This is a genomic window from Ursidibacter arcticus (assembly GCF_009761375.1).
Classification (GTDB): Bacteria; Pseudomonadota; Gammaproteobacteria; order Enterobacterales; family Pasteurellaceae; genus Ursidibacter; species Ursidibacter arcticus.
The window spans coordinates 1-24288 of sequence record NZ_LEKM01000036.1 but is presented as its reverse complement, the minus strand read 5'-3'; the positions used below and the strand labels follow the sequence as shown (position 1 = coordinate 24288).

The 24288-nt window shown below is 37.8% G+C and carries 21 protein-coding genes and 1 riboswitch; of the genes, 9 read left to right on the top strand and 12 right to left on the bottom strand.

Annotated features, from left to right (window positions below; genetic code table 11):
* Window positions 1–217 precede the first annotated feature (217 nt).
* The 3 genes from gmk (at window position 218) to thiI (ending at window position 3889) form a co-directional block, all read left to right on the top strand.
* Window positions 218–841, top strand: a complete 624-nt coding sequence (gene gmk / locus A1D25_RS01405) for a guanylate kinase (RefSeq protein WP_157393939.1) — start codon at window positions 218–220, stop codon at window positions 839–841.
* Between the two features lie 115 nt (window positions 842–956).
* Window positions 957–2348, top strand: coding sequence for a toxin/drug exporter TdeA (gene tdeA / locus A1D25_RS01400; protein ID WP_157393938.1), 1392 nt, complete (start codon window positions 957–959; stop codon window positions 2346–2348).
* A 92-nt stretch (window positions 2349–2440) separates the two neighbouring features.
* Entirely contained in the window at window positions 2441–3889 is a 1449-nt protein-coding gene (gene thiI / locus A1D25_RS01395) for a tRNA uracil 4-sulfurtransferase ThiI (RefSeq protein ID WP_157393937.1), read from the top strand.
* 129 nt (window positions 3890–4018) lie between these two features.
* Here thiI and A1D25_RS01390 read toward each other — a convergent pair whose 3' ends face one another.
* Window positions 4019–4720 carry a 3-deoxy-D-manno-octulosonic acid kinase gene (locus A1D25_RS01390; protein ID WP_157393936.1) on the bottom strand — a complete coding sequence of 234 codons (702 nt, stop codon included), beginning with the start codon at window positions 4718–4720 and terminating at the stop codon, window positions 4019–4021.
* Between the two features lie 116 nt (window positions 4721–4836).
* On the opposite strand from A1D25_RS01390, the gene folE reads away from it, so the two are divergent.
* On the top strand, window positions 4837–5493 hold the full coding sequence (folE, locus tag A1D25_RS01385) for a GTP cyclohydrolase I FolE (RefSeq protein WP_157393935.1): 657 nt from the start codon (window positions 4837–4839) through the stop codon (window positions 5491–5493).
* 52 nt (window positions 5494–5545) lie between these two features.
* Window positions 5546–6334 (top strand): tRNA pseudouridine(38-40) synthase TruA, encoded by a 789-nt coding sequence (truA, locus tag A1D25_RS01380; RefSeq protein WP_157393934.1) that lies wholly within the window; start codon window positions 5546–5548, stop codon window positions 6332–6334.
* 13 nt (window positions 6335–6347) lie between these two features.
* Here the strand turns inward: truA and A1D25_RS01375 are convergent, their stop codons facing one another.
* Window positions 6348–7118: a TOBE domain-containing protein gene (locus A1D25_RS01375; RefSeq protein ID WP_157393933.1), complete on the bottom strand. Its 771-nt coding sequence runs from the start codon at window positions 7116–7118 to the stop codon at window positions 6348–6350.
* A gap of 213 nt (window positions 7119–7331) precedes the next feature.
* Here A1D25_RS01375 and argG point away from each other — a divergent pair, with 213 nt between their 5' ends.
* The 3 genes from argG (at window position 7332) to A1D25_RS01360 (ending at window position 9477) form a co-directional block, all read left to right on the top strand.
* The gene (argG, locus tag A1D25_RS01370; RefSeq protein ID WP_157393932.1) at window positions 7332–8663 is read left to right on the top strand and encodes an argininosuccinate synthase; all 1332 of its coding nucleotides are present in this window, start codon (window positions 7332–7334) and stop codon (window positions 8661–8663) included.
* Window positions 8664–8746: 83 nt separating this feature from the next.
* Window positions 8747–9043, top strand: coding sequence for a hypothetical protein (locus A1D25_RS01365; RefSeq protein ID WP_157393931.1), 297 nt, complete (start codon window positions 8747–8749; stop codon window positions 9041–9043).
* A gap of 263 nt (window positions 9044–9306) precedes the next feature.
* Window positions 9307–9477 carry a hypothetical protein gene (locus tag A1D25_RS01360; protein WP_157393930.1) on the top strand — a complete coding sequence of 57 codons (171 nt, stop codon included), beginning with the start codon at window positions 9307–9309 and terminating at the stop codon, window positions 9475–9477.
* Window positions 9478–10212: 735 nt separating this feature from the next.
* On the opposite strand, the gene A1D25_RS01355 is transcribed toward A1D25_RS01360, so the two are convergent.
* From A1D25_RS01355 to A1D25_RS01325, 7 genes are all read right to left on the bottom strand, one after another.
* Window positions 10213–11019: an ABC transporter ATP-binding protein gene (locus tag A1D25_RS01355; RefSeq protein WP_157393929.1), complete on the bottom strand. Its 807-nt coding sequence runs from the start codon at window positions 11017–11019 to the stop codon at window positions 10213–10215.
* Entirely contained in the window at window positions 11019–12977 is a 1959-nt protein-coding gene (locus A1D25_RS01350; protein WP_157393928.1) for a dipeptide/oligopeptide/nickel ABC transporter permease/ATP-binding protein, read from the bottom strand. Before A1D25_RS01350 ends, A1D25_RS01355 begins: the two co-directional genes overlap by 1 nt.
* Window positions 12977–13930 (bottom strand): ABC transporter permease, encoded by a 954-nt coding sequence (locus A1D25_RS01345; protein ID WP_157393927.1) that lies wholly within the window; start codon window positions 13928–13930, stop codon window positions 12977–12979. The genes A1D25_RS01350 and A1D25_RS01345 overlap by 1 nt, the downstream gene beginning before the upstream one ends.
* A gap of 168 nt (window positions 13931–14098) precedes the next feature.
* Complete coding sequence (locus A1D25_RS01340) at window positions 14099–15688, bottom strand: ABC transporter substrate-binding protein (protein ID WP_157393926.1); 1590 nt, start codon at window positions 15686–15688, stop codon at window positions 14099–14101.
* Window positions 15689–15918: 230 nt separating this feature from the next.
* Complete coding sequence (rnhA, locus tag A1D25_RS01335; RefSeq protein ID WP_157393925.1) at window positions 15919–16380, bottom strand: ribonuclease HI; 462 nt, start codon at window positions 16378–16380, stop codon at window positions 15919–15921.
* Between the two features lie 66 nt (window positions 16381–16446).
* Entirely contained in the window at window positions 16447–17283 is an 837-nt protein-coding gene (purU, locus tag A1D25_RS01330) for a formyltetrahydrofolate deformylase (RefSeq protein WP_157393924.1), read from the bottom strand.
* An 81-nt stretch (window positions 17284–17364) separates the two neighbouring features.
* Entirely contained in the window at window positions 17365–17769 is a 405-nt protein-coding gene (locus A1D25_RS01325; RefSeq protein WP_157393923.1) for an H-NS family histone-like protein, read from the bottom strand.
* Between the two features lie 209 nt (window positions 17770–17978).
* Window positions 17979–18159, top strand: a riboswitch (Lysine riboswitch).
* Between the two features lie 134 nt (window positions 18160–18293).
* Here A1D25_RS01325 and A1D25_RS01320 point away from each other — a divergent pair.
* Complete coding sequence (locus tag A1D25_RS01320; RefSeq protein ID WP_157393922.1) at window positions 18294–19799, top strand: Na+/H+ antiporter NhaC family protein; 1506 nt, start codon at window positions 18294–18296, stop codon at window positions 19797–19799.
* A gap of 103 nt (window positions 19800–19902) precedes the next feature.
* Here the strand turns inward: A1D25_RS01320 and uvrB are convergent, their stop codons facing one another.
* The 3 genes from uvrB to A1D25_RS01305 form a co-directional block, all read right to left on the bottom strand.
* A complete protein-coding gene (uvrB, locus tag A1D25_RS01315; protein ID WP_157393921.1) occupies window positions 19903–21918 on the bottom strand; it encodes an excinuclease ABC subunit UvrB in 2016 nt (671 codons plus the stop codon).
* A 92-nt stretch (window positions 21919–22010) separates the two neighbouring features.
* A complete protein-coding gene (locus tag A1D25_RS01310) occupies window positions 22011–22895 on the bottom strand; it encodes an NAD(+) kinase (protein WP_157393920.1) in 885 nt (294 codons plus the stop codon).
* 109 nt (window positions 22896–23004) lie between these two features.
* Window positions 23005–23883 carry a DMT family transporter gene (locus A1D25_RS01305; RefSeq protein WP_157393919.1) on the bottom strand — a complete coding sequence of 293 codons (879 nt, stop codon included), beginning with the start codon at window positions 23881–23883 and terminating at the stop codon, window positions 23005–23007.
* Between the last annotated feature and the right edge of the window lie 405 nt (window positions 23884–24288).

Genomic DNA, 24288 nt, shown 5'->3' with positions numbered 1-24288 from the left:
AATGATTCAGACTGATGACAAACCTCAATTTGTTGTATTCAATAAACGGACGCCAGCGTGGCGTCCCTACACAACAAAATAAAATCTGTTATTTTTCAATTGGTTATAACTTTTCTTGTAGGGACGCCACGCTGGCGTCCGAATGAAAAAAACTTTGTCAATAATCTGTAAGGACGCATTATGCGTCCTTGTTATTTATTTTTATTGAGTATCTATTATGAGTTTAGGCAATCTCTATATTATTTCAGCACCAAGTGGTGCGGGCAAATCGTCTTTAATCAACGCATTATTAGCCGATTTACCAAGAAGTGAAGTGCAACTTTCCATTTCTCACACCACTCGTAACCCACGCCCTGCGGAAGAAGATGGCGTTCATTATTATTTTACCACTCACGATGAATTTAAATCTCTAATTGCGAAAGATCATTTTTTAGAATGGGCGGAAGTATTTGGAAATTACTATGGCACATCTTTACCAATGATTGAGCGTAGTTTAGAAAATGGGATTGATGTTTTTTTAGATATTGATTGGCAAGGTGCGAGACAAATTCGTAACAAAGTACCAACAGCAAAAACGATCTTCATTCTACCGCCATCTAAGAGCGAATTAGAAAAACGCTTAATCGGCAGAGGACAAGATTCAGCAGAAACGATTGCTAAACGAATGGCAGAGGCAGTTTCTGAAATGAGCCACTATAATGAATTTGATTATGTGATTGTCAATGATGATTTCCAGCAGGCATTAGCTGAATTAAAGAGCATTCTTGTTGCAGAACGCTTAAAACAAGCAACACAAGCAGAACGTCATCAACAACTTATTTCTCAGCTATTATCAGAATAAGCGGTCAGCTGTTTGTAAACTTTTGCAAAAAATGAATGATCGTTCATTTTTATGCTAGTCGAAGTGAGGCTATTTCTTTAAAATAGCCTTACTATTTTTGAGAAAGGAAAAAACAATGAAAATCACAAAATGGGCGATTTCCCTTAGTGCGATGATCGTACTTAGTGCTTGTAGCAACAATATGAGTAATGACGGCTCATTAGAAAATGTACAACTTACCCACCAAACCTACCAAGATATTACAAAACAATACCAAATTGATGAAAAATGGTGGTTAGGCTACCAAGATAAAGAGTTAAATCGTTTAGTTGAAATGGCTCTAGCGAATAATATCAATTTAGCGAAAGCTGCCATTGCTGTTAATTCCGCCCTGTATCAAGCTAACTTAGTCGGTGCAAATTTAGTTCCGACTTTTAGTGGCGAAAGCCGTTCTTCAGCGACTAAAGGTATTGGTTCGACTGATAATGTCGTTTCCACAGGCGTTTCAACCATCAATCATCAACTCGGCTTTAATTTGAGCTATACACTTGATTTATGGGGGCGTTTAAAAGATGCGGCTAGTGCCGCAGAGTGGGAAAAAAATGCCACTGAAGAAGATTTAAAAGCCGCACGTCTTTCTTTAATTAACGGCGTAGTGAGTAGCTATTACAATCTAGCGTACTTCAACGATGCCATTCGTGTAACTCAACAGAGTATTAAGACCTACGAGCAAATCAACCATATCTTGACTAATAAACAAAATGCAGGCTTGATTGATGGGCTGACAGTAACACAATCTACACAAGCAATTCTTGCCGCAAAAAATACCTTAATCAATTTACAAACAGCACAGAAAACCGCTGAGCAGACGTTGCGTAATTTGCTAAATTTAAAACCGAACGACCCGCTTGCAGTGAATTACGCCAAATTAAATAGCGTGAAGTTACAAGGTGTTGATATGAATGTGCCTGTTTCTGTTATCGCAAATCGCCCTGATCTCAATGCAAGTTTAAACCGCTTTCAAGGGGCATTTAAAAGTTTGACCGCAATGGAAAAGAGCTGGTATCCAACCTTAACTCTTGCAGGATCTTTATCTGCATCAGCAGGGAAAGTGGGGAATTTACTTGATAACCCAACATCAACAGGGCTATTATCGCTGAACTTGCCATTCTTAGATTGGAATCGTGTTCAAAATAACGTGAAATTATCGGAAGAAGCCTATAAATTAGCTCGTCTAAATTATGAACAAACGATAACCTCAGCATTAAACGAAATCGACACTTATTACTACGCTTATAATCAAGCACGCAATGGTTATGCTAATTTGCAGAAAAAATATGCTTCTGACAAGAAAATCAGCGGATATTATAAAAACCGTTACGATCAAGGTGTTTCTGAATTTCGTGAATGGCTAAATGCCTTGAATACAGAGCGAGCATCAGAGCTGAGTTTATTAGAAATGAAATATACGCTGATTAAAAATGAAAATGCGGTATATCAAGCAATGGGGGGTAAATACCGTAAATAAAAACAATACTTAACACAAGCGGTAAGATCTTCGGTATTTTTTACAAAATATGATAGGATCTTACCGTTTTTTATTTTAGTTGATCTTTACTTATGAAATTTATTATTAAACTTTTCCCTGAAATTATGATTAAAAGCGATTCAGTGCGTAAACGCTTTATCAAAATTTTAACGTCCAACATTCGCAATGTATTAACTCGTGAAACAGAAAATGTCGCCGTTATTCGTAACTGGGATTTTATTGAAGTCCGAGCTAAAGTAGCAGAAGAAGCCCCATTAGTACTGGATTTATTACAACGCACTCCCGGTATTCATCATATCTTAGAAGTGGAAGAAAAACCGTTTGAAACCCTACACGATATTTTTGAACATACCTATGCAGCTGTAAAAGATGAATTGATAGGTAAGACCTTCTGTGTTCGAGCTCGCCGTAAAGGAAAACACGAATTTAGCTCATTAGATGTTGAACGTTATGTTGGTGGTGGTTTAAATCAACATATTGAATCGGCATCTGTAAAACTAAGTAACCCAGATGTTACAGTGAGAATTGATATAGAACACGATAAAATGCTGTTGATTAAAGCTCGCCACGCAGGGATCGGTGGCTATCCAATTGGGACGCAGGAAGATGTGCTTTCCTTAATTTCAGGTGGATTTGACTCAGGCGTATCAAGCTATATGCTTATTCGTCGTGGTTCTCGTGTTCATTACTGTTTCTTTAATTTAGGTGGTGCGGCTCACGAAATTGGCGTAAAACAGATGGCATACCATATTTGGAGTCGTTATAGCACTTCACACAAAGTTCGTTTTGTGGCAATTAATTTTGAAAATGTCGTTGGCGAAATTTTAGAAAAAGTCGATAACGGGCAAATGGGTGTGATCCTAAAACGAATGATGGTGCGAGCCGCAAGTAAAATTGCTCAACGCTTTGATATTCAAGGGATCGTAACAGGTGAAGCACTAGGGCAAGTTTCTAGCCAAACATTAACCAATTTACGTTTAATTGATAAAGCATCAGATACTCTCGTTCTTCGCCCATTGATTACCCACGATAAAGAACAGATCATCGCAATGGCAAAAATGATCGGCACTGATGATATTGCCAAATCAATGCCTGAGTTTTGTGGGGTAATTTCAAAAAATCCAACGGTTAAAGCGATTGAAAGTAAAATTTTGGAAGAAGAAGGGCATTTCAATTTTGAAATTTTAGAACAAGCGGTTGCTAATGCAAATTTCTTAGATATTCGAGAAATTGCCCAACAAACCGAAAAAGAAGTGGTTTCCGTAGAAACAACATCAGAGCTAAGCCCTAATGATATTATCCTAGATATTCGTAGCCCTGAAGAAGTCGATGAAAATCCGTTCAGCTTGGCTGGCGTAGAAGTTCAAACCTTACCATTCTATAAATTGTCCAATCAATTTGGACAGTTAGATCAGCGCAAAAATTACCTGCTTTATTGCCAACGTGGTGTAATGAGTAAATTACAAGCCCTGTATTTAAAAGAGAATGGTTTTACAAATGTAAAGGTATTTCGCTTATAATTTCTGAATGGGGCTAATGTAATTAGCCCCTACGAATAGGTATCTTATAACAACATCATCTCTAATAACCGTAGGGGCAAATTATATTTGCCCTAAATTATCTTTTTCAAAAATTACATTCGTTCTAGGTTATTTGGCATATCCATCAAGTAACATTTGCCAATCTTGTTCATTAAATAAAATCCCTAAACGAGTTTGTTCTTTTAGAAAAGAGCGATGTAAGCGATCTAAATTTTTCTGTTTCCAAGAGCAACCAATCTGAATTTTGCATTTATCAAAATCAATCAACCAAAATTTCCCTTGATTATCAATGAGAATATTGTGGATATTAAGATCGGAATGGTGTACCTGATGAGCGTGTAATTGACGAATTAACCTGCCTATTTCGGCATATTGCAATTTAGTGAGTTGATTTTTTTGTAGATATTGGCTTAGATCTTGCGTATTCGCAATTTTTTCTAACAAAATATCCGCTTGATAACAGAAAAATTGGCGAGTTATTTGGCAAGCAATCGGACGTGGTACGGGCAATCCCCATTGAACGAGTTGCCCAAGTAAATTAAATTCTTGTACTGCTCTGGTGTTCTCATTGTGAGTAAAGAAATAGCGATCTTTCACTAATTTACCAAAAATTCCTCCCCGATAATAATGACGAAGCACACTATTGATCCCAAGTTCTGCCGTTGTATTGATGAACCAAGTTGTGCCTCGCCCTTTTGATGAGCCTAACAAGCGGTCAGATTTGGTGAAATCTTTGCAATTTAATAACTGCTCAACAAAAGTATGCTGTGCAAGAGGGACAATATCGGGGTTAAATTGGCAATATCTCATCTTATTTCATCGAGTTTACAAAAATGGTTCTCAATTCTACACGATTTTTAGCTCTTTCGTTGTATTTTTAGGGTAATTTGGTAGAATCCAACGCTTAAATTTTTAGAGGTAAATCAATGAGCAATATTTCTCCTGAAGCTGAAAGTGTTAGAGCCGCATTAGTTGCAAAAGGTATTGAAACACCCACAGTAGCACATCAAAAAGATAAAGATTCACGCCGAGCTGAAATTCAACAACATATGCGTTCGGTTTTAGAATTACTGGGTTTAGATTTACGAGATGATAGTTTAGAAGAAACGCCACATCGTTTAGCCAAAATGTATGTTGATGAAATCTTTAGTGGCTTAGATTATCAAACCTTCCCTAAAATTACTAAAATCAAAAATCAGATGAAAGTAAGCGAAATGGTATTGGTTGATGATATTACCTTAACCAGTACTTGCGAGCATCATTTTGTTACTATTGATGGCAAAGTAGCGGTCGCTTACTATCCGAAAGATTGGGTCATTGGCTTATCAAAAATCAATCGTGTCGTACAATTTTTTGCCCAACGGCCACAAGTACAAGAACGTTTTACTGAACAAATTCTCACTGCATTTCAAACTATTTTAGAAACTGAAGATGTGGCGGTTTATGTCAAAGCAACGCACTTTTGCGTGAAATGTCGTGGTGTAAAAGACACAAACAGCCAAACCATTACATCAGCATTTGGCGGTGTATTTTTACAAGATCGTGAGACACGCAAAGAATTTTTGTCGTTAATTACGAAATAATATTAGGTCGAAAATAGCTCACAAGCGGTAAGATAAGCGGAATAATTTGTAAATGAAGATTGCATTAGGAATTGAGTATGACGGCAGTCGCTACTATGGTTGGCAGCGTCAGCAAAATGTCGATTCGGTACAACAAAAATTAGAAGAAGCCTTATCAATTATCGCGAATTCACCTTGCGAAGTATTTTGTGCAGGGCGAACAGATGCAGGGGTTCACGGTACTGGGCAAGTTGTCCATTTTGAAACATCAGCTAACAGAGCGTTACAAAGTTGGTGTTTTGGTACGAATACACATCTTCCACCAGATATTGCTGTTAGATGGGCTACAATTGTACCCGATGATTTCCACGCACGTTTTAGTGCAACCGCTCGCCGTTATCGCTACATTATTTATAATCATAAACTGCGTTCGGCTATTTTACCTTTTGGGGTATCGCACTATTATCACGAGCTAGATGCAGAAAAAATGCACCAAGCAGGGCAATATCTGCTCGGTGAAAATGATTTTTCTGCTTTTCGTGCAGCACAATGTCAATCACATACTCCTTGGCGTAATGTTCATCATCTAAACGTTAGCCGACAAGGCGATTATATTATTGTCGATATTCAAGCCAATGCTTTTGTACATCATATGGTACGAAATATTGTCGGCAGCCTAATTGAAGTCGGGCAAGGTAAACAGTCGATTGAATGGCTCAAGTGGCTATTAGAGCAGCGAGATCGCACTCTAGCTGCTCCCACCGCCAAAGCAGAAGGATTGTATTTGGTCGATGTAACTTATCCTGAACACTTTGCAATTCCTAAAACAAAATTAGGGCCATTGTTTCTATCGTGTAAATAACACTCGTTACAGATCACAAACTCAGTAAAACAATCTGTTTCGGTTCAATACTTACCCAAATATCTTGTCCTATTTCAAATTGCGTCTCTGATTTAATCGTCGCAAAACATTCTGTCTGCCCTGCGATAATCGAAATTTCCAAAAAGCCATCTTCTTCCATTATATCCTTAACCGTTCCTTGAAATAAATTAACTTTATTTTTCAATGGTTTAGAATAAACCTCTAACCAAGGAGCTTTAATCATAAGTAGAACTTCTTTGCCTAAAGATAGTTTTAGTCGTTCTGCACTTTTAGGCGTAATACAAGCGGTGAGATCAATAGGAAAATTTGCAATTTGAACACTCACATCACAACCACCATTAAAATACTGAAGCCCTGCAACTTTACCAAATAACTGATTTCTTGCTGAACTTTGTGGTGAAAAAGTTGCCGTTGCTGTCAATACACTATCTAACGGAATTTGCTCATCTTGCAGAATTTGGAAAGCTTTTTCTTGAGTATGAGCAAGCAGATCATAGAGCTGTAATAAGCGTTCTGCATATGGTGTTAGCTGTGTTCCTCCACCATTTTTACCTCCAGTATTACGCTCTAATAATGGCTTAGGACTAATAGCATTCATTGCTTCTAAATGATCCCAAGCACTTTTATAACTCACGTTTGCATTTTTGGCTGCTTGGTTTATTGAACCCACTTGCTGAATTGCTTTTAGTAGCCCAATCCGTTTAGGATCAACAAAAAGTACTTGCTGAAGTTTGATTGTTAATAAAATTTCATTTGAAAGCATTTTATAGGTTTTTAAGAATTGATATCAGCAAACATTATACTAAATACCTTAACTATGAGAAACTGCCTCATTTTTCTCATTGATATAATTAGAAACCCCCAATACAAATGTAGAAAATAATGAAGGCTTAGGGTAAAATACTTTCCCCGAACGCAACCGTTTTCGCGTGTCACTTTTTCTTCACATATTAACTCTAAATAAATAGGAAGTCCTATGTCAGCAACAATTTTAGAAACTCTACCTCTTAATCAAAAAGTTGGAATCGCTTTTTCTGGCGGATTAGATACCAGTGCCGCGTTACTTTGGATGCGTCAAAAGGGAGCTGTGCCTTATGCTTATACTGCTAATTTAGGTCAGCCAGATGAAGATGATTACAATGCTATTCCTAAAAAAGCGATGGAATACGGTGCAGAAAATGCTCGTTTAATTGATTGCCGTAGCCAATTAGCTCACGAGGGCATTGCTGCTATTCAATGTGGAGCTTTCCATATTTCCACAGGCGGTATGCCTTATTTTAATACTACCCCGTTAGGCCGTGCGGTAACAGGAACAATGCTAGTTGCAGCAATGAAAGAAGATGATGTGAATATTTGGGGTGATGGTAGTACGTTTAAAGGTAACGATATTGAACGTTTTTATCGTTATGGCTTATTAACCAACCCAAAATTAAAAATTTACAAACCTTGGTTAGATCAAACTTTCATTGATGAATTAGGTGGTCGCCACGAGATGTCAGAATTCTTAATTGCTAACGGTTTCCAATATAAAATGTCAGTAGAGAAAGCATACTCAACAGACTCAAATATGTTAGGTGCAACCCACGAAGCAAAAGATCTTGAGCTATTAAGTACAGGGATTAAAATTGTAAAACCAATTATGGGCGTAGCATTTTGGGACGAAAACGTTGAAATTAAGCCTGAAACTGTTTCTGTAACTTTTGAAGAAGGTGTTCCTGTTGCATTAAATGGCAAACGCTTAGAAGATCCTGTTGAACTTATTCTTGAAGCAAACCGCATTGGTGGTCGCCACGGTCTAGGTATGACAGACCAAATTGAAAACCGTATCATTGAAGCGAAAAGCCGTGGTATTTATGAAGCACCAGGAATGGCATTATTACATATCGCTTATGAACGCTTAGTAACGGGTATTCATAACGAAGATACGATTGAACAATACCGTATCAATGGTTTACGTTTAGGGCGTTTATTGTATCAAGGCCGTTGGTTCGATCCACAAGCGTTAATGTTGCGTGAAACAGCACAACGTTGGGTTGCAAAAGCGATTACAGGTACGGTAACTCTTGAACTACGCCGTGGTAATGACTTCTCTATTTTAAATACTGAATCACCAAATCTAACTTACGAACCAGAACGTTTAAGTATGGAAAAAGTAGAAGATGCTCCATTTACTCCAGCAGATCGTATTGGTCAATTAACAATGCGTAACTTGGATATTGTTGATACACGCAATAAATTAGGTATTTACACCGAAACAGGTCTATTATCTGTACAAAATAACGTATTACCACAATTGGGCAATAAATAATCGAATATTATCGCACTTAATTTCCATAAATTAAGTGCGATTTTATCATTCGAGTATATTTAATTTTATTATCAGGAGGATTTATGAAGAAATTAAAAATACAAAAATTAGGTCGTCCAGTCATTCCATCATCAAAAGAATTTAAACAAAATTCTCCGATTTATATTCCACTGTTCTTTGCTGATCCAACAAAAAAAAGACAAATTGTATGGGAACTACAACTAGAAGATGGGTTACGAGATACAGGTAATGTACAGAGAAATCGAGTTAATTTACCTAGTTTACCTGTAGGAAAACACCAACTCACTCTCATTGTTGGTCAGCCAATGTTAGTTATAGGTCATAACATATATCAATGCGAACTAACTATCTCTGAATAGTTTCTTAAATATAGGTACATTTCATTCCCCCTTGCCAATAAATGGTGGCTTTTCGATTTTGGTTCTTTCTTTGATTCATCCCCTAGTTGGAGAGCTACAATAGGTGGAGCTATTGGTAGCTATGTTAGCCCTATTGGCTCGCTTGCAGGTAGTGTTGTTGGACATGCAATTGAAACTACAGATTATAATAAAATAGGGGAAAATTATAAAAATCAGATCAATAATGAATTAAAAAATGGCTATACCCCAGAGGACTAATTCAAATGAGAAAACTCATCCAAATGTTAGGTACTGTAATAGGAGTGGCAATTTACCTATTACTCATCAAAGAGACTGAGCTAACAAACATAACAAAATGGCTTTTTGTTATCCTTCTAATGTTACTCGGTCAATTTGTTGCAACATATATTTATGATCGTATTAATAAAAAATAATTCCAATAAAAGCTCACAGAAATGTTCTATGAGCTTTTATATTTTTTCTAAAAAAGGTTAAATATACCACTAGTGCTAAAATAGGATCTGCAATCCATCTATTTACCGCAAAAGGTAATATAGGATAAATAAAATTGGAAGCTATAAAAAAGAAAATAGCAAAAATAAAAGTAGTGAGAATAAATCTTTTCATTTTACACCTTCTTTCATTCAAATATCACTATATTATTAAACCATTTCAGTAGGAAATATACAACAATAATATAAATAATTGTGCCAACAAAACAACCAACCATTATATTTACAATACTTCTTTCGTTAGATTCAAACAAATATGCAATCAAAAAAGTTATCGAAAAAAATATCGGAGCCTGAATAATTAGCGATTTTTTCATAATTACCACCAAAACATAGCTAGATGAATAGAACCATCACTAATATCCCCTGTAATAGCTCCATTTGTTATGGATTTACCAAAATTTTTCCAACTACAAGGATGTTCACCTTCACTTCCTGATGCAGTATTACTATCTCTGTCAGATCTAGATGAACTCGAATAGGAGGTGTAATGGACAAAATGGTTGCTGATTCACCCATTACACCAATTTTTGAGGTTGAAGACTTTTACATAGAGAATCTTAAGAGGTAATTTTTCACAGTTTCAATAGATTGAAATAGCGGTAAGATTTTGCAAAAAAGTTGCACGATCTTACCGCTTGTTAGGGGTTGTGTCTATTAGAGAAGTGATGGAGCTGCGTCTAATAGAATTCGGGTGTACTCTTTTTGTGGGAAGTCGAAGACTTCGGCGGCTTCGCCTTGCTCAACGATCAATCCACCATTCATTACGACAATACGGTCAGAGACTTGGCGTACTGTTTGTAAATCGTGCGAGATAAACACCATTGCAAGATTTAACTCTTTTTTCAAATCTGCAAGTAAGTTAAGTACTTGAGCTCGAACGGATACGTCTAATGCTGATGTTGGTTCGTCCGCCACAATCAATTTCGGGTTTAACGCTAACGCACGAGCAATTGCCACACGTTGTTTTTGTCCGCCCGATAAACGAGTGGGTTCAACTAATGCGGCGGAACGTGGTAAGCCAACACGAGAAAGCAGTTCATACACACGTTTTTCACGTTCGTGTGGTTGTAACACGTTGTGAATATCCATCGGGTCTTTCAAAATATCTAGCACTCGCATTCTTGGATTTAATGCGGTTGCTGGATCTTGGAAGATTACCGATACTTGGCGTCCAAATTGTTTACGTGCTTCGGTGCTACCGTATTTCATTTGTAAGCCATTAAACTTAACTGTACCTGATGTTGGTTTTTGTAAACCGATAATCACGCTAGCAAGGGTGGATTTTCCGCAACCAGACTGCCCTACCAAGCCAACAGTTTCACCTGCACTAACACTTAAACTCACTCCACCTACGGCAGTAAATTTCTTTGGATTGAACAGCGTACCATCACGAGAAGGGAACTGTACAACAATGTCCTCCAATTCAATAATTGGCTGTTCTTTTAATGGTTTCATACTCATTATTTAGCCTCCAAATGTGATGCCCATAGATGTTTCGGATGATCGCCTGCTGGAACAAGTTTCAAGCGTTGTTTTGGATTTGCATCTGGTCGTAATGAACGACTTGCAAAACGGTCACCATCAGCAAAGTCAAATGGTGATGGAACACTACCCGGAATTTGATATAGACGCTCTGCACGACACTCTGTTGAAAGCACCGAACCTAATAATCCACGCGTATATTCGTGCGTTGGGTTTGTGAGCAATGGTGTCGTTGGTGCAGCTTCAACAACTTGACCTGCATACATTACAGTAATGTGGTGAGCAATTTGTGCAACAAGTGCAAGGTCGTGGCTTACGAATACCATCGCAAAACCAAGTTTTTCACGCAATTCGTTAAGCAATTTAACCACTTCAGCTTGAACAGTTACGTCTAATGCGGTTGTTGGCTCATCTGCAATCAAGAGTTTTGGCTCACGAGCAAGTGCCATTGCAATTAACACACGTTGTCTTTGACCACCTGATAATTCGTGTGGATAACGATTTAAGGTTTTTTCTGGGTCAAGTTTTACCCATTGCAATAGGGTTTCTGCTGATTGTTTACCGCCACGACTAATAAGTTGTTGCATTTGGTCTTTAATACGCATTGATGGGTTTAAAGCACTTAACGCATCTTGATAAATCATTGAAATTTCGTGACCACGCAATTCATTTAATTTATCTGTTTTGAGCAAGTCGTGTTGCTGACCGCTACGGTCGGTAAAGAGAATTTCCCCTGTAATTTTGGCTGTTTTTGGTAATAAGCCCATAATTGAGAAAGCTGAAATAGATTTACCACAGCCAGACTCACCCACTAAGCCCATTGTTTCGCCTTCGTGAACGGTGAAACTAATGTTATCAACAAGAGGTGTTTCGCCATAACGATTAGGGAAACGGATAGAAAGATTTTTCACTTGTAAAATCGGTTTTGCATTTGGATTAACTTGCATACGATCGGTACGAGTCACTTCTTTCTCTTGTAATTTTAATAAGTAGCGTTTTAAAGCTAAACCTTCTGCCATCGCTTCTTGTACATCTGTTGAAAGCGGTTTTGATACGTCTTCTTTAGTTGCTGTTGGGCTACGTTTGAGTTTTGGATTCACTAAGGCATCAGTTAAACCTTCAGATAAAATGTTTAACGATAATACGGTTAAAAGAATCATTAAGCCCGCAAAGGTTGTCGCCCACCAGAAACCACTTAATACTAAGTTACGCCCTTCTGATAACACATTACCCCAAGATGGATGCGGCGGTTGTACACCAGCACCTAAGAATGAAAGTGAGGCTTCCAATACGATAGCGTCAGCAACCATTACCGTTGCAAATACAAGCACTGGTGCAGCGGTATTACGCACAACGTGTTTTAAAAGAATATAAGTACGGCTACCGCCAATAACACGTTCAGCACGAATATAGTCTTCTTCCCATTGTGAAACTACGTTAGCACGCACAACACGAGCAAGTTGTGGTGTATAAACTACCGCAATGGTTAAAATAATGACAGGTACGCTGTTGCCAAAAGTAGCAAGTAATACTGCGGCTAATGCGATACCTGGGAATGCCATTAAAATATCCATTAAACGCATAATGACTTCATTACCGAATTTATCTGCGGTTGCGGCTGTTGCCCCTAAGATACTACCAAAGACAATCGCCATACCTACCGCACCTAAACCGATAAAGAGCGAGGTTTGTGCACCGTAAACTAAGCGAGAAAAAATATCTCGTCCTAAGCGGTCTGTTCCGAATAAATATTCGCTACTTGGTGCTTGCACAGGGCGTAACGTTTGGAGCGGGTCATAAGGTGCCACCCACGGCGCTAAAATTGCAACGGCTGCAACAACCAGTAAGAAAATCAATGCAATTTTGGAGGCGGTTGATAATGCTTTGAATCTTGCACCGCCAGAAGCAAGTCGATCTGCTAATCCTTGACGAAACATTATAAACTCCGAATTTTTGGATTGATGATAAGATACAGAATATCAACAATGATATTTACCAACACGAAGGTAAATGCAATCGTTAATACTACGCCTTGTACTAAGTGTAAATCGTGATTGACGATACCGTTAAAAATCAATTTACCCATTCCTGGTAAGTCGAAAATCTGTTCGATAACCACTGCACCACCAAGTAAATAGCCCACACGCAAACCGAGTACGGTTACAGGTGTAATTAACGCATTGCGTAATACATTACGGCGGATAACTGTTGCATAAGGTACGCCATTACCAATTGCTGTACGCACATAATCTTTATCCATTTCTTCTACCATTGTGGTACGCACAACACGAATTAATGACGCACAAACAGGCACTGCTAAGGCTAAAGAAGGAAGTACCATTGAGCGAATATATTCTGTCGGATCTTCACTAAATGAGACAAATCCACCTGATGGTAACCAATCTAGTTCAAGTGCAAACCATTGAATCAATAAAATCCCCAACCAGAAAGATGGTGTTGCAACTGCGGCAACAGAAAGTAAACGAATAATTTGATCCACCCAGCTATCACGATGCAATGCAGCTAACACACCTAGTGTGAAAGATACAACCGCAGCTAAAAATACCCCAATAAAAGTTAATTGTAAGGTAATTGGGAAAGCTTTTGCGATGAGAGAAGTAATAGGCTGTTCTGGCGGAGTTGTCATTCCAAAATCAAATTGTAATGCGTTTCCGATAAAACGAATGTATTGAACAACAAGCGGATCATTTAAGCCGTGTTGCTGACGATATAACTCTTTTGCTGCTTCACTAGCACTTTCGCCCAATGCGACAGTAGCTGGATCACCCGGTGTGAATTGCAAAATAATGAACACTAATGCACTTACGCCAAGCATCATTATTGGTAATGCCATTAAACGACGTAATAACAGACGAAGTACGATTTCCATTTTTTTCTCCGACTTACAGGAAAGGTTCGTTGGATAGGTTAATGTTTATCAAAGAAAAAGCGGTTACATTTTTAAAATAATTTGCAAAATTTGTTATCAATCTAACCGCTTAAATATTCAAATGAAAGAGCTTATTCCCACTCCCGAAGGAGTGGGAGAATAGGTCAATTATTTACGACCAACACCGATAAATGATAGACCTGTGGTTGGAATTGGTTGGAAACCATCTAATGATTTATCACTCCAAGCCGTTGGTAATTTACGGTGAACGATTGGATAAAGCGGAACTTGTTCTGCAATGATGTTAATTGCTTTTTCCCAAGCTGCTTTAGCTTCTGCTGGTTCTTTTGCTTTAACCGCAACATCAAGTAATTCTTGTAACTCAGCATACTCTTTAGTGTCTGACCAACCGAAACGTTTTTTCGGCCATACATCACCACGGTACCACCAGCTTAAGAGTAAGTCTAAGTCGTTACTAAATACTGATGGGTCGCCTGGTGCCATTACAACTTCGTATGCACCTTTATCAACGTGTCCGCCATATAATGCACCTGATTGTAAGTGTTGTAAGGTTACTTTAACACCTGGGATTTTATTCCAAGACTCAAGCACTAACGGTGCACATTCTTTCACCCAAGAGTGGTCTGTTGAAAGTAATTGGAATTCTAATTTATCCACACCAGCTTCTTTTAATAATTCCGCTGCTTTTTTCGCATCGTAATCATATTGGCTAGCAGCTTTCACATAATCTGGGTGAGTATCTTGTACATAAGAAGTTGCTGCTTTTGCATTGCCTAAGAACACAACATCAATGAGTTTTTGAGTATCTAAACCATAGTGTAATGCTTGACGTACTTTTGGATTATCAAATGGTGCTTTCTTACAGTTAAACATTAAGAAGAGTAAACCGAATGATTGTACAGATTCTACTTTACCTTTACGTTTTAAGCGTTCTGCATCTAAATACGGTACGCTTTCCATCGCTTGTGTACGACCTGATTCTTGTGCCGTTACACGAGCAGCATCATCAGATAATAAGAACCAGCTCATTTTCTCTACTTTAGCTGGGTATGGGCCGTTATAACCTTCGTGAGCAGCAAAGACGATACGGTCATCTTTTACTGCTGATACAAATTTATATGGACCAGAACCTACTGGGTTCGCATCAAAGGCGGTTTGACCAACTGACTCAACAACGTGTTTTGGTACAATTTTCACGATACCTAAACGTAATTTGAAGATAGCAAATGGATATTTAAGTTTAAACTCAACCACTTTATCATCTACTGCTTTAACAGAGTCAATAAACGGTACGAATTGAGCGAAAAGCGATTTTTTCTCAGGATCTAAAACACGTTGGTAAGAATAAACAACGTCTTCGGTGGTAACTGGTTTGCCATCGTGGAAAGTTGCACCTTCGCGTAAGGTAACACGCCAAGTGGTTTCATCAACTTGCTCTGGCTCTTTAGCCGCTAATGCAAGATACGGTTGGCGAGTTGCTGGGTGTAAATCAACTAAACCTTCAAAGAAGTGCATATTTGCAGCAAAAGAAGATGCACCACTTGCTGTCGCTGGGTCAAAACCTGTTGAAAGTGGGTAAGCAATACCTGCTTCAATTGTTGAACCTGCTGCTGGTGCAGCGTATGCTTTTGATGAAAGTGAACCAAGAGTACCACTGAATGCGATACCTGCACCTACGCCAGCAACTAATTTCATAAAGCCACGGCGAGATTCATTATGTTCAAAGTGATTAGCCATAACAGACTCCTTAACGGTGTTGTGTTTAAACAAAAATGTTCAAGTTCATAAACTCAAGAACTATCACAGAGCTTGATTTCCAATCTCAAATTTTGGAGTGAATTAACCAAAATCCAAAACAAAAATGGATTGAAAACATCATAACATTGTCAAAGAGTATGTCAATAAATTGTCTAATTGAGAGTTTACATTTGTGATCTATATCACGAAATTCAACAGAAAAGTAACAATTAGTCTGGATTGTATCCGCTATCTTCTAAAGTCGGCTGGTTTGCAGCCTCTCGAGCAAGTTGATCGCAAATTTCATTTTCACGATGCCCAGAATGCCCTTTTACCCACAACCATTCTAATTGGTGGGGTTGAATTTTCTGATCGAGCAATATCCATAAATCTTGGTTTTTAACTGGCGTTTTGTTACTGGTTTTCCAGTTATTTTTTTTCCAATTTGCCAACCATTTTTGAATACCATTTTTCATATATTGGCTATCGCTAGATAGTTGAATATGGCAAGGCTCTTTTAACATTGATAAGGCTTCAATAACCGCTAATAATTCCATTCGATTATTTGTGGTTAAATGATAGCCTTTACTCAAGGTTTTCTCGTGATTTTTATAACGTAACAGCACGCCTATTCCCCCTTTTCCAGGGTTGCCTAGGCAAGAGCCATCAGTAAAAATTTCAACGGTTTTCATTATATATTAAATGATTCAATAAAGCGGTGAGTTCTTCTGTATTTTTATCAAACAACGTTGCTTAAATTACATCACAATCGTTTTATTTTGATAAACAAACACACGATCTGCTAAGACTAATTCTAATGCTCGGCTTAGTACTGTTTTCTCCACATCACGACCTGCTCGCATCATTGCATCTGCGGTATAAGTATGATCAACGTTGATCACATTTTGCATAATAATCGGCCCTTGATCTAGCTCGTTATTGATAAAATGTGCTGTTGCACCAATAATTTTTACCCCACGCTCATAGGCTTGTTGATAAGGTTTCGCACCGATGAAAGCAGGTAAAAATGAGTGGTGAATATTGATCACACGATTAGGATAACGCTCAACAAATTCAGGATTTAATACACGCATATATTTTGCAAGGACAATATAATCTGGTGCATATTCATCAATTTTATCGCTTAATAATTTATCGTGTTCTACTCGAGTTAAACCTTCGTGGCTTACTAAGTGGAAAGGCACATCAAAACGTTCAGCCAAACTTCTTAACGTATCGTGATTACCAATTACTGCGGCAATTTCTACATTTAATCCGCCGTAATACGTTTTCATTAAAATATCACCTAAACAGTGTGCTTCTTTTGTTACCAAAATCACAATTCGTTTCTGTTTTTGTGGTACTAATTTATAGCTAGACCCTTTTGGTAAGGTAAATTGAAGATCAGCGAGTAACGTTTGATCGTTAAAAATACCTTGTAATTCTGTTCGCATAAAAAAACGGCGAGTATCGCTATCTACAAATTCACTATTTTTGACAATATTTAATTGGTGTTTATAACAGATATTCGTTATTTTTGCGACTAACCCAGTATCATCTGGACATTCTGTTAATAAAATTTTATTTTCAATCATTGTGTTAATTTTATCTATGTATAAATGGAAAAAGAGAACTCATTTTGTATGAATTCTCTTTTATATTCAATCTAAGAATAATTAGATTTCAAAATCTTTTAATGATTTACCTGCATCTAATGCCTTTTGAATCACACTTGGTGTTCTACCTTGACCCGTCCAAGTCTTTTCTACGCCATTATCAACATATTTATATTTTGCTGGACGTGGTGTACGAGGTTCACGTTTTTTAGATTCTGTTGATGAACCTAATAACAATGCTAATTCTTCTGCAGAAATACCATCTTGAGCTAATAATTCACGATATTTGTTTAAACTTTCTAAACGTTGAGCAACTTCTGCTTCCTGTGCTTTAACTGCTTCACGTTTTTCTTCAACAACGATAGTGAGTTTTTCAAGTAAGCCTTCTAACTGCTCAAGCGTTACTTCACGAGCAATAACACGCAAACTACGAATATTAGATAATGTTTTTAAAACTTCAGACATTTATTATCTCCTAAATAAATTTGATTTAACATTATTAAGAATAAAATTTCTATAATGTTTTTATCTTAACCTAAGATTATTTAAAGGTAAATATCTAATAAATAAATTTCCAATAATTATTAAGTATAATAAAGCCATTTCTTACGAAATAAAAATTTAACATTAACTATTGGCAAAGCACTATTCTTCAGGTAATCTATTGCGGTCCTGCAAATTGTAGAGGTGCAGATACAATAAGTACTTTTTCTGAGTGGAAAACGGTGAAGAAAAATGAAAGGGGTATTTGCCGAAATCAATTATGTGTCAATGTAATTGGTTGGGGTCGTTACCGAAAGGAACGACACTGTCGTGATAATTTAAGATAAGTTATTACGGAGCGCTACTGTTAGGGTCGGTTCATTATTTATGGTCTTTCATATTACCGCCTTTTCTTTCTATACCATTTAGATAATGGTGTTCAGTAGTTTCTCTTCTATTTTGTTTGACGATAACATTTATTACTAAGTCATCTTTTTAGAGGTTTTATGAATTTAATTGATTATTCAAGCTCAATATGGTCTGTTGTCCCTGCGGCATTAGCCCTTATTTTAGCTATTGTAACACGCAAAGTATTACTATCCTTAGGGGTTGGTATTATTGTTGGGGCATTTATGCTCTCTTCCGATATTCTTGGTGGATTTAGTTATTTAAAAGATATTGCCGTTGCTTTAGTTTATGCTGATGGAGAATTTTCTTTCGGCAAAGTTCAGATCCTAATTTTCTTACTTTTATTAGGTATTTTCACTTCTCTACTCACCTATTCAGGCAGTAATCAGGCTTTTGCTAACTGGGCGAAAAAACATATTAAAGATCGTAGTGGAGCAAAATTACTCACGGCTTGTTTAGTATTTGTAACTTTTATTGACGACTACTTCCATAGCTTAGCTGTTGGTGCTATTGCTCGCCCTGTTACTGATAAATTTAAGGTATCACGAGCAAAACTTGCTTATATTTTAGACTCAACCGCAGCACCAATGTGTGTGCTAATGCCTGTTTCAAGTTGGGGGGCGTCTATTATTGCAACTATCGGTGGACTGCTTGCAACTTATAGCATTACCGAATACACCGCAATGAGTGCATTTATCTCGATGAGTGCAATGAACTTCTACGCTATTTTTGCCTTAATTTTAGTCTTTATTGTTTCTTACACCTCTTTAGATATTGGCTCAATGGCTCGTTTTGAACGTGCTGCATTAAATGCTGAGCAACAAAGTGAAAACAAGGAAGTGGAAACAAAAGGACGTGTCTATGCGTTAATCGTACCTATTTTAGTACTAATCGTAACAACAGTTACCTCAATGATCTATACAGGTGCAGAGGCTTTAGAAACCTTCTCACTATTAGGTGCGTTTGAAAATACTAATGTAAATTTATCTTTAGTTATTGGTGGCTCTGCGGGTGTAATTGCAGTAATTCTTTGCACATTGGGCTTAATTAAAGCAGAAGACTATCCAAAAGCAATTTGGTTAGGCTGTAAGTCAATGTTTGGTGCTATTGCAATTTTAGTTTTAGCGTGGTTAATCAGTAGTGTTGTTAAAGATATGCATACGGGAGATTATCTCTCAACATTGGTTGCTGGCACAATCGATCCTGCGTTTTTACCTGCAATCTTATTTGCACTTGCAACAGTAATGGCATTTGCAACAGGAACAAGCTGGGGAACATTCGGTATTATGCTCCCAATCGCTGCAGGAATGGCAGTAAATGTAGATGCGACACTACTCATTCCTTGTATGTCTGCAGTAATGGCTGGTGCGGTATGTGGCGATCACTGCTCACCAATCTCAGACACGACCATTTTATCTTCCACAGGGGCACAATGTAACCATATGGATCACGTAACATCACAGCTTCCTTATGCAATATTAGTTGCTAGTGCTTCTGCTATTGGTTACTTAGTATTAGGTTTCACAAAATCAGCACTCACGGGTTTTGTTGCAACCGCTGTGATTATGGCAATCTTACTGATTGTGCTAAAAGCGAAGAAATAACCTAAATTCTACATAAAACAAGCGGTCAGTTTTGTATTTTCTTTTACAAGATATATCACAAAACTGACCGCTTTTATTTGTATTACACCAACTAGTATCAATCTCAAATTTCAAGCAATACCAATTTTAACTGGTTAATCTTATCTCTCACCGCAGCAGCTTTTTCAAATTCAAGATTTTGTGCAAAGGCTTTCATTTGCTGTTCTAATGATTTCAGCTCTTTTTCCAGTTCTTTACGAGATTTTGGTGTGTAAGCGGTATGATCTTCTGCGACTTTTGCAACTTTTTTACTACGTTTTGGCTTATCTGCTTGCCCAATATCGAGTAGCTCGCCGACTTTCTTATTTAAAGCTTGCGGTATAATACCGTTCTGTTGGTTATATTCCATTTGCTTTTCACGGCGGCGTTCCGTTTCACTAATCGCTTTTTGCATTGAATTAGTAATGCGATCACCATAGAGAATTGCCTTTCCGTTTAAGTTTCGAGCGGCACGTCCGATAGTCTGAATTAGCGAACGTTCTGAACGTAAAAAACCTTCTTTATCTGCATCAAGAATTGCCACTAGTGAAACTTCTGGCATATCTAAACCTTCTCGCAACAAGTTGATCCCAACCAGTACATCAAACATTCCCATTCGTAAATCGTGGATAATTTCTACCCGCTCTACCGTATCAATATCACTGTGTAAATAACGTACTCTTACACCGTGTTCATCAAGATAATCGGTTAAATCTTCCGCCATTTTTTTGGTCAGTGTTGTCACTAATACTCGTTCATCTACAGCAACACGTTTATGAATTTCTGACAGCAAATCATCAACTTGGGTTGCTACTGGGCGAACTTCGATAATCGGGTCTAATAATCCAGTTGGGCGAACCACTTGGTCGATCACATCTGGATTTTTCTCCAATTCATAAGGGCCTGGTGTCGCAGAGACATAAATAGTTTGCGGAGATAAGCGTTCAAATTCTTCAAAACGTAATGGTCGATTATCCAAAGCTGAAGGCAAGCGAAAGCCATATTGCACAAGGGTTTCTTTTCTTGCTCTATCTCCACGATACATTCCTCCAATTTGTGGAACGGTAACGTGGCTTTCATCAATAATCAATAAACCATCACTCGGCATATAGTCAAACAGTGTCGGTGGTGGCTCGCCTTCTTTTCGACCTGATAAATATCGAGAGTAGTTTTCGATCCCAGAGCAATAACCAAGTTCATTCATCATTTCAATGTCAAACTGAGTTCGTTGAGCCAAACGTTGTTCTTCGAGTAATTTATGTTCTTGGATAAAATAAGTTCGGCGTTCAGCAAGTTCCACTTTTATCTGTTCAATCGCATCTAAAATACGCTCTCTGGGTGTAACATAGTGGCTTTTAGGATAAACAGTATAGCGTGGCACACGCCCTAAACTATGCCCTGTGAGCGGGTCAAATAAGGTTAAATTCTCAATTTCATCATCAAATAATTCTACTCGTAACGCAACTTCATCAGATTCGGCAGGGAAAATATCAATCACTTCACCACGCACACGAAAGGTAGAACGTTGAAAGGCTTGGTCGTTACGAGTGTATTGTAATTCGGCTAAACGAGATAAAATCGTGCGTTGATCGATAATAGCCCCAACTTGTAAATGCAACATCATCTGCATATAAGCATCAACATCACCCAAACCGTAAATAGCAGAAACAGATGCCACCACAATGGTATCTCTACGTTCTAGGAATGATTTTGTTGCAGACAATCGCATCTGTTCGATTTGTTCATTGATAGACGCATCTTTTTCAATAAAAGTATCACTACTCGGAACATAAGCTTCAGGCTGATAGTAGTCATAATACGAAACGAAATACTCTACGGCATTTTCTGGGAAAAAAGCTTTCATTTCGGCATAAAGCTGAGCTGCAAGGGTTTTATTTGGGGCAAGTAACATTGCAGGGCGATTTAAGTTAGCAATCACGTTAGCAATCGTAAAGGTTTTTCCCGAACCAGTTACACCAAGTAATGTTTGATGAGCTAAACCATCATTCAGCCCTTCAATCAATTTCGCTATTGCGGTTGGCTGATCCCCTGACGGTTTAAACGGAGAGTGCAAAATAAAAGGTTTGCCTTGCTTGTTCATTAAAAAATCCTACCCAGAAAAATTGGTAGGATTTTATCACAAGCAAGCGGTGCGATTTGTAAAATTTTTTACCAATCTCACCGCTTAACTTATCAAAAGAGTTTACTTAACCAGCCTAATTTTGAACCTAACACATTGAAATAGTTATAATCTTTTAAGTGAAGTAGTTTTAATTTATCCGTACTTTTTTGCACAATAACACGCTCATCAGCACTAAAAGGTAATAAACGCTGGCTATCGCAACTTACCACTAAATTAGGTTGATTATATTGAGCGAAACGCAGTGAAATAATGCTGTCGCCATCAACCACAAGGGGGCGAGAAGATAAACTATGCGGGCTCATTGGTACGAGTGCTATCGCATTCAGATTAGGGGTAAGAATAGGCCCACCTGCCGAAAGTGAATAAGCCGTTGAACCTGTTGGGGTTGAAATAATTAAACCGTCAGAACGCTGTGAAAAGGCAAATTTCCCATCAATACTCACTTCAAAATCAATGGTTCTGGCAATTTGACTAGAATGTACCACAACTTCGTTTAAGGCATTATTAGCTTCAATAATTTTGCCATTTTGCTCAATTTTAGCATCTAACAAAAAACGTTCTTCAATAATAAATTCACCACGTTCTAAACAGCTGTGTAGCTGTTCAAAAGCAGATTGTGGGGCTATGTCAGTCAAAAAACCAAGATTACCACGGTTGATCCCAATCAATGGCACTTGATATTTTGCCAATTGGCGAGCCATTCCGAGCATATTGCCATCTCCGCCAATCACAATCACCAGATCCGCCCATTCGCCGATTTCTTGAAGGCTCATTGGGTTAGGCAAACTCAGTTGTTGAGCAATATTTTTCTCAACTAAGACATTATATTGTCGCTCTTTTAGCCAGTTATAAACAGCTAAGTGAGTTTCTAACGCAATATCGTGGCGTGGCTTACCCACAATAGCAATAGTTTGAAAGGGGCGATTTCGGTTCATATTTGCTTTTCCTACACATTCTTCCGTAAAGGATTAGACGGATATTTTATTCAGCACTGCTCTTTTTGTAAAATCTGTTTGTGAACTCACTTGTAGTCATCAGGCAATTTTAGCCCCAAACCACCAATAATGCGGCAAGAACAATCAAAAAAATACCAATTAGGTCTTGAGATTTTAAACGTTCCTTAAAGATAAAATAAGAGATCATCAACATTACTAGAATTTCGACTTGTCCGACAGTTTTTACAAACGCTACATCATTTAAGCTCATTGCATTAAACCAGCCAAAAGATCCTAAAAAAGAGAATAGGCTCGTTGCGATGGCGAATTTAGGTTGTTTCCATAATTTTTGCAAGGTCGAACGTTCAAATAAGCCTAAATAAATCAAGAGTAATAAGGCTTCTAAACTGATAACAGAAAACAGCACCCAAGCAGCAGAAAGTAAGAAATCGCTATGCAATTGTAAACTGGCTTCTCGAACCCAAAGAGAAGTGAAGGCAAAACTTAAACCGCTACCAATACCGATCAATAACGTTTGCCACGAAAGATAGCGAAGTTGAGTTGCTCCTGTCATTAAAAATAATGCAACTCCGCCGATTATCACACCAAGCCAACCTAAGTAACTAATTTCCGTTCCAAAAAATATAACGCCTAATATTGCCGCTAAAATCGCTTCACTGCGAGCAAGCCCAACACCGATTGCGTAATTCTTTAAACGAAAGAGTTGCACCATCAATGCAGTTGCAAGGATTTGGCATAGGCTTGCCCCTAATATATAAGCAAAAAATAACCCACTAAATTGGGGTATAGCATAACTGGGTTCAACTTGGTAAAGAAAATACAAATAGCCGAAAGCAATCGGTGTTGCATATAAAAAACGGGCTAACGTTACCCCTAAAACTGGAACAGTTTTACTCAACTGCTTTTGGAAAGCATTTCGACCTGATTGAGCGAATGCCGCCAATAATGTAAACCAAATCCACAACATATTGCCTACCTATAAATTGGGAAAGTAAACCTAGTATAGCGGATCTTCTTAATAAGGGAAATTTTCAGCCAATTTATGTTATACAAGGCAGTTTGAGTATCTGAATTAAGACTATGGCGTAAAGTTTTACCATCTATAGCAATGGTATTATCAACAGGAATGCCTCGTTTAAAAGGACAATATTTCGTAACCAATCCAAATGGAATTCACTAAACACTTTGGATTATATGCTCTAAGGTCAGATAAATTCTCAAAAAACAGAAAATACTCATTTTACAACCCATATCAATATGGGATATGAATCTCCATTAGATCATAAATTGACAGAAAATACGATCTTCAGATTATTGACAAAGTCTTTTTTCATTCGGACGCCAGCGTGGCGCCCCTACAAGGAAAGTTATA

Coding starts and splice junctions, on each gene's coding strand:
- gmk (WP_157393939.1), top strand. CDS start 218: ATGAGTTTAGGCAATCTCTATATTATTTCAGCACCAAGTGGTGCGGGC.
- tdeA (WP_157393938.1), top strand. CDS start 957: ATGAAAATCACAAAATGGGCGATTTCCCTTAGTGCGATGATCGTACTT.
- thiI (WP_157393937.1), top strand. CDS start 2,441: ATGAAATTTATTATTAAACTTTTCCCTGAAATTATGATTAAAAGCGAT.
- A1D25_RS01390 (WP_157393936.1), bottom strand. CDS start 4,720: ATGAGATATTGCCAATTTAACCCCGATATTGTCCCTCTTGCACAGCAT.
- folE (WP_157393935.1), top strand. CDS start 4,837: ATGAGCAATATTTCTCCTGAAGCTGAAAGTGTTAGAGCCGCATTAGTT.
- truA (WP_157393934.1), top strand. CDS start 5,546: ATGAAGATTGCATTAGGAATTGAGTATGACGGCAGTCGCTACTATGGT.
- A1D25_RS01375 (WP_157393933.1), bottom strand. CDS start 7,118: ATGCTTTCAAATGAAATTTTATTAACAATCAAACTTCAGCAAGTACTT.
- argG (WP_157393932.1), top strand. CDS start 7,332: ATGTCAGCAACAATTTTAGAAACTCTACCTCTTAATCAAAAAGTTGGA.
- A1D25_RS01365 (WP_157393931.1), top strand. CDS start 8,747: ATGAAGAAATTAAAAATACAAAAATTAGGTCGTCCAGTCATTCCATCA.
- A1D25_RS01360 (WP_157393930.1), top strand. CDS start 9,307: ATGAGAAAACTCATCCAAATGTTAGGTACTGTAATAGGAGTGGCAATT.
- A1D25_RS01355 (WP_157393929.1), bottom strand. CDS start 11,019: ATGAGTATGAAACCATTAAAAGAACAGCCAATTATTGAATTGGAGGAC.
- A1D25_RS01350 (WP_157393928.1), bottom strand. CDS start 12,977: ATGTTTCGTCAAGGATTAGCAGATCGACTTGCTTCTGGCGGTGCAAGA.
- A1D25_RS01345 (WP_157393927.1), bottom strand. CDS start 13,930: ATGGAAATCGTACTTCGTCTGTTATTACGTCGTTTAATGGCATTACCA.
- A1D25_RS01340 (WP_157393926.1), bottom strand. CDS start 15,688: ATGGCTAATCACTTTGAACATAATGAATCTCGCCGTGGCTTTATGAAA.
- rnhA (WP_157393925.1), bottom strand. CDS start 16,380: ATGAAAACCGTTGAAATTTTTACTGATGGCTCTTGCCTAGGCAACCCT.
- purU (WP_157393924.1), bottom strand. CDS start 17,283: ATGATTGAAAATAAAATTTTATTAACAGAATGTCCAGATGATACTGGG.
- A1D25_RS01325 (WP_157393923.1), bottom strand. CDS start 17,769: ATGTCTGAAGTTTTAAAAACATTATCTAATATTCGTAGTTTGCGTGTT.
- A1D25_RS01320 (WP_157393922.1), top strand. CDS start 18,294: ATGAATTTAATTGATTATTCAAGCTCAATATGGTCTGTTGTCCCTGCG.
- uvrB (WP_157393921.1), bottom strand. CDS start 21,918: ATGAACAAGCAAGGCAAACCTTTTATTTTGCACTCTCCGTTTAAACCG.
- A1D25_RS01310 (WP_157393920.1), bottom strand. CDS start 22,895: ATGAACCGAAATCGCCCCTTTCAAACTATTGCTATTGTGGGTAAGCCA.
- A1D25_RS01305 (WP_157393919.1), bottom strand. CDS start 23,883: ATGTTGTGGATTTGGTTTACATTATTGGCGGCATTCGCTCAATCAGGT.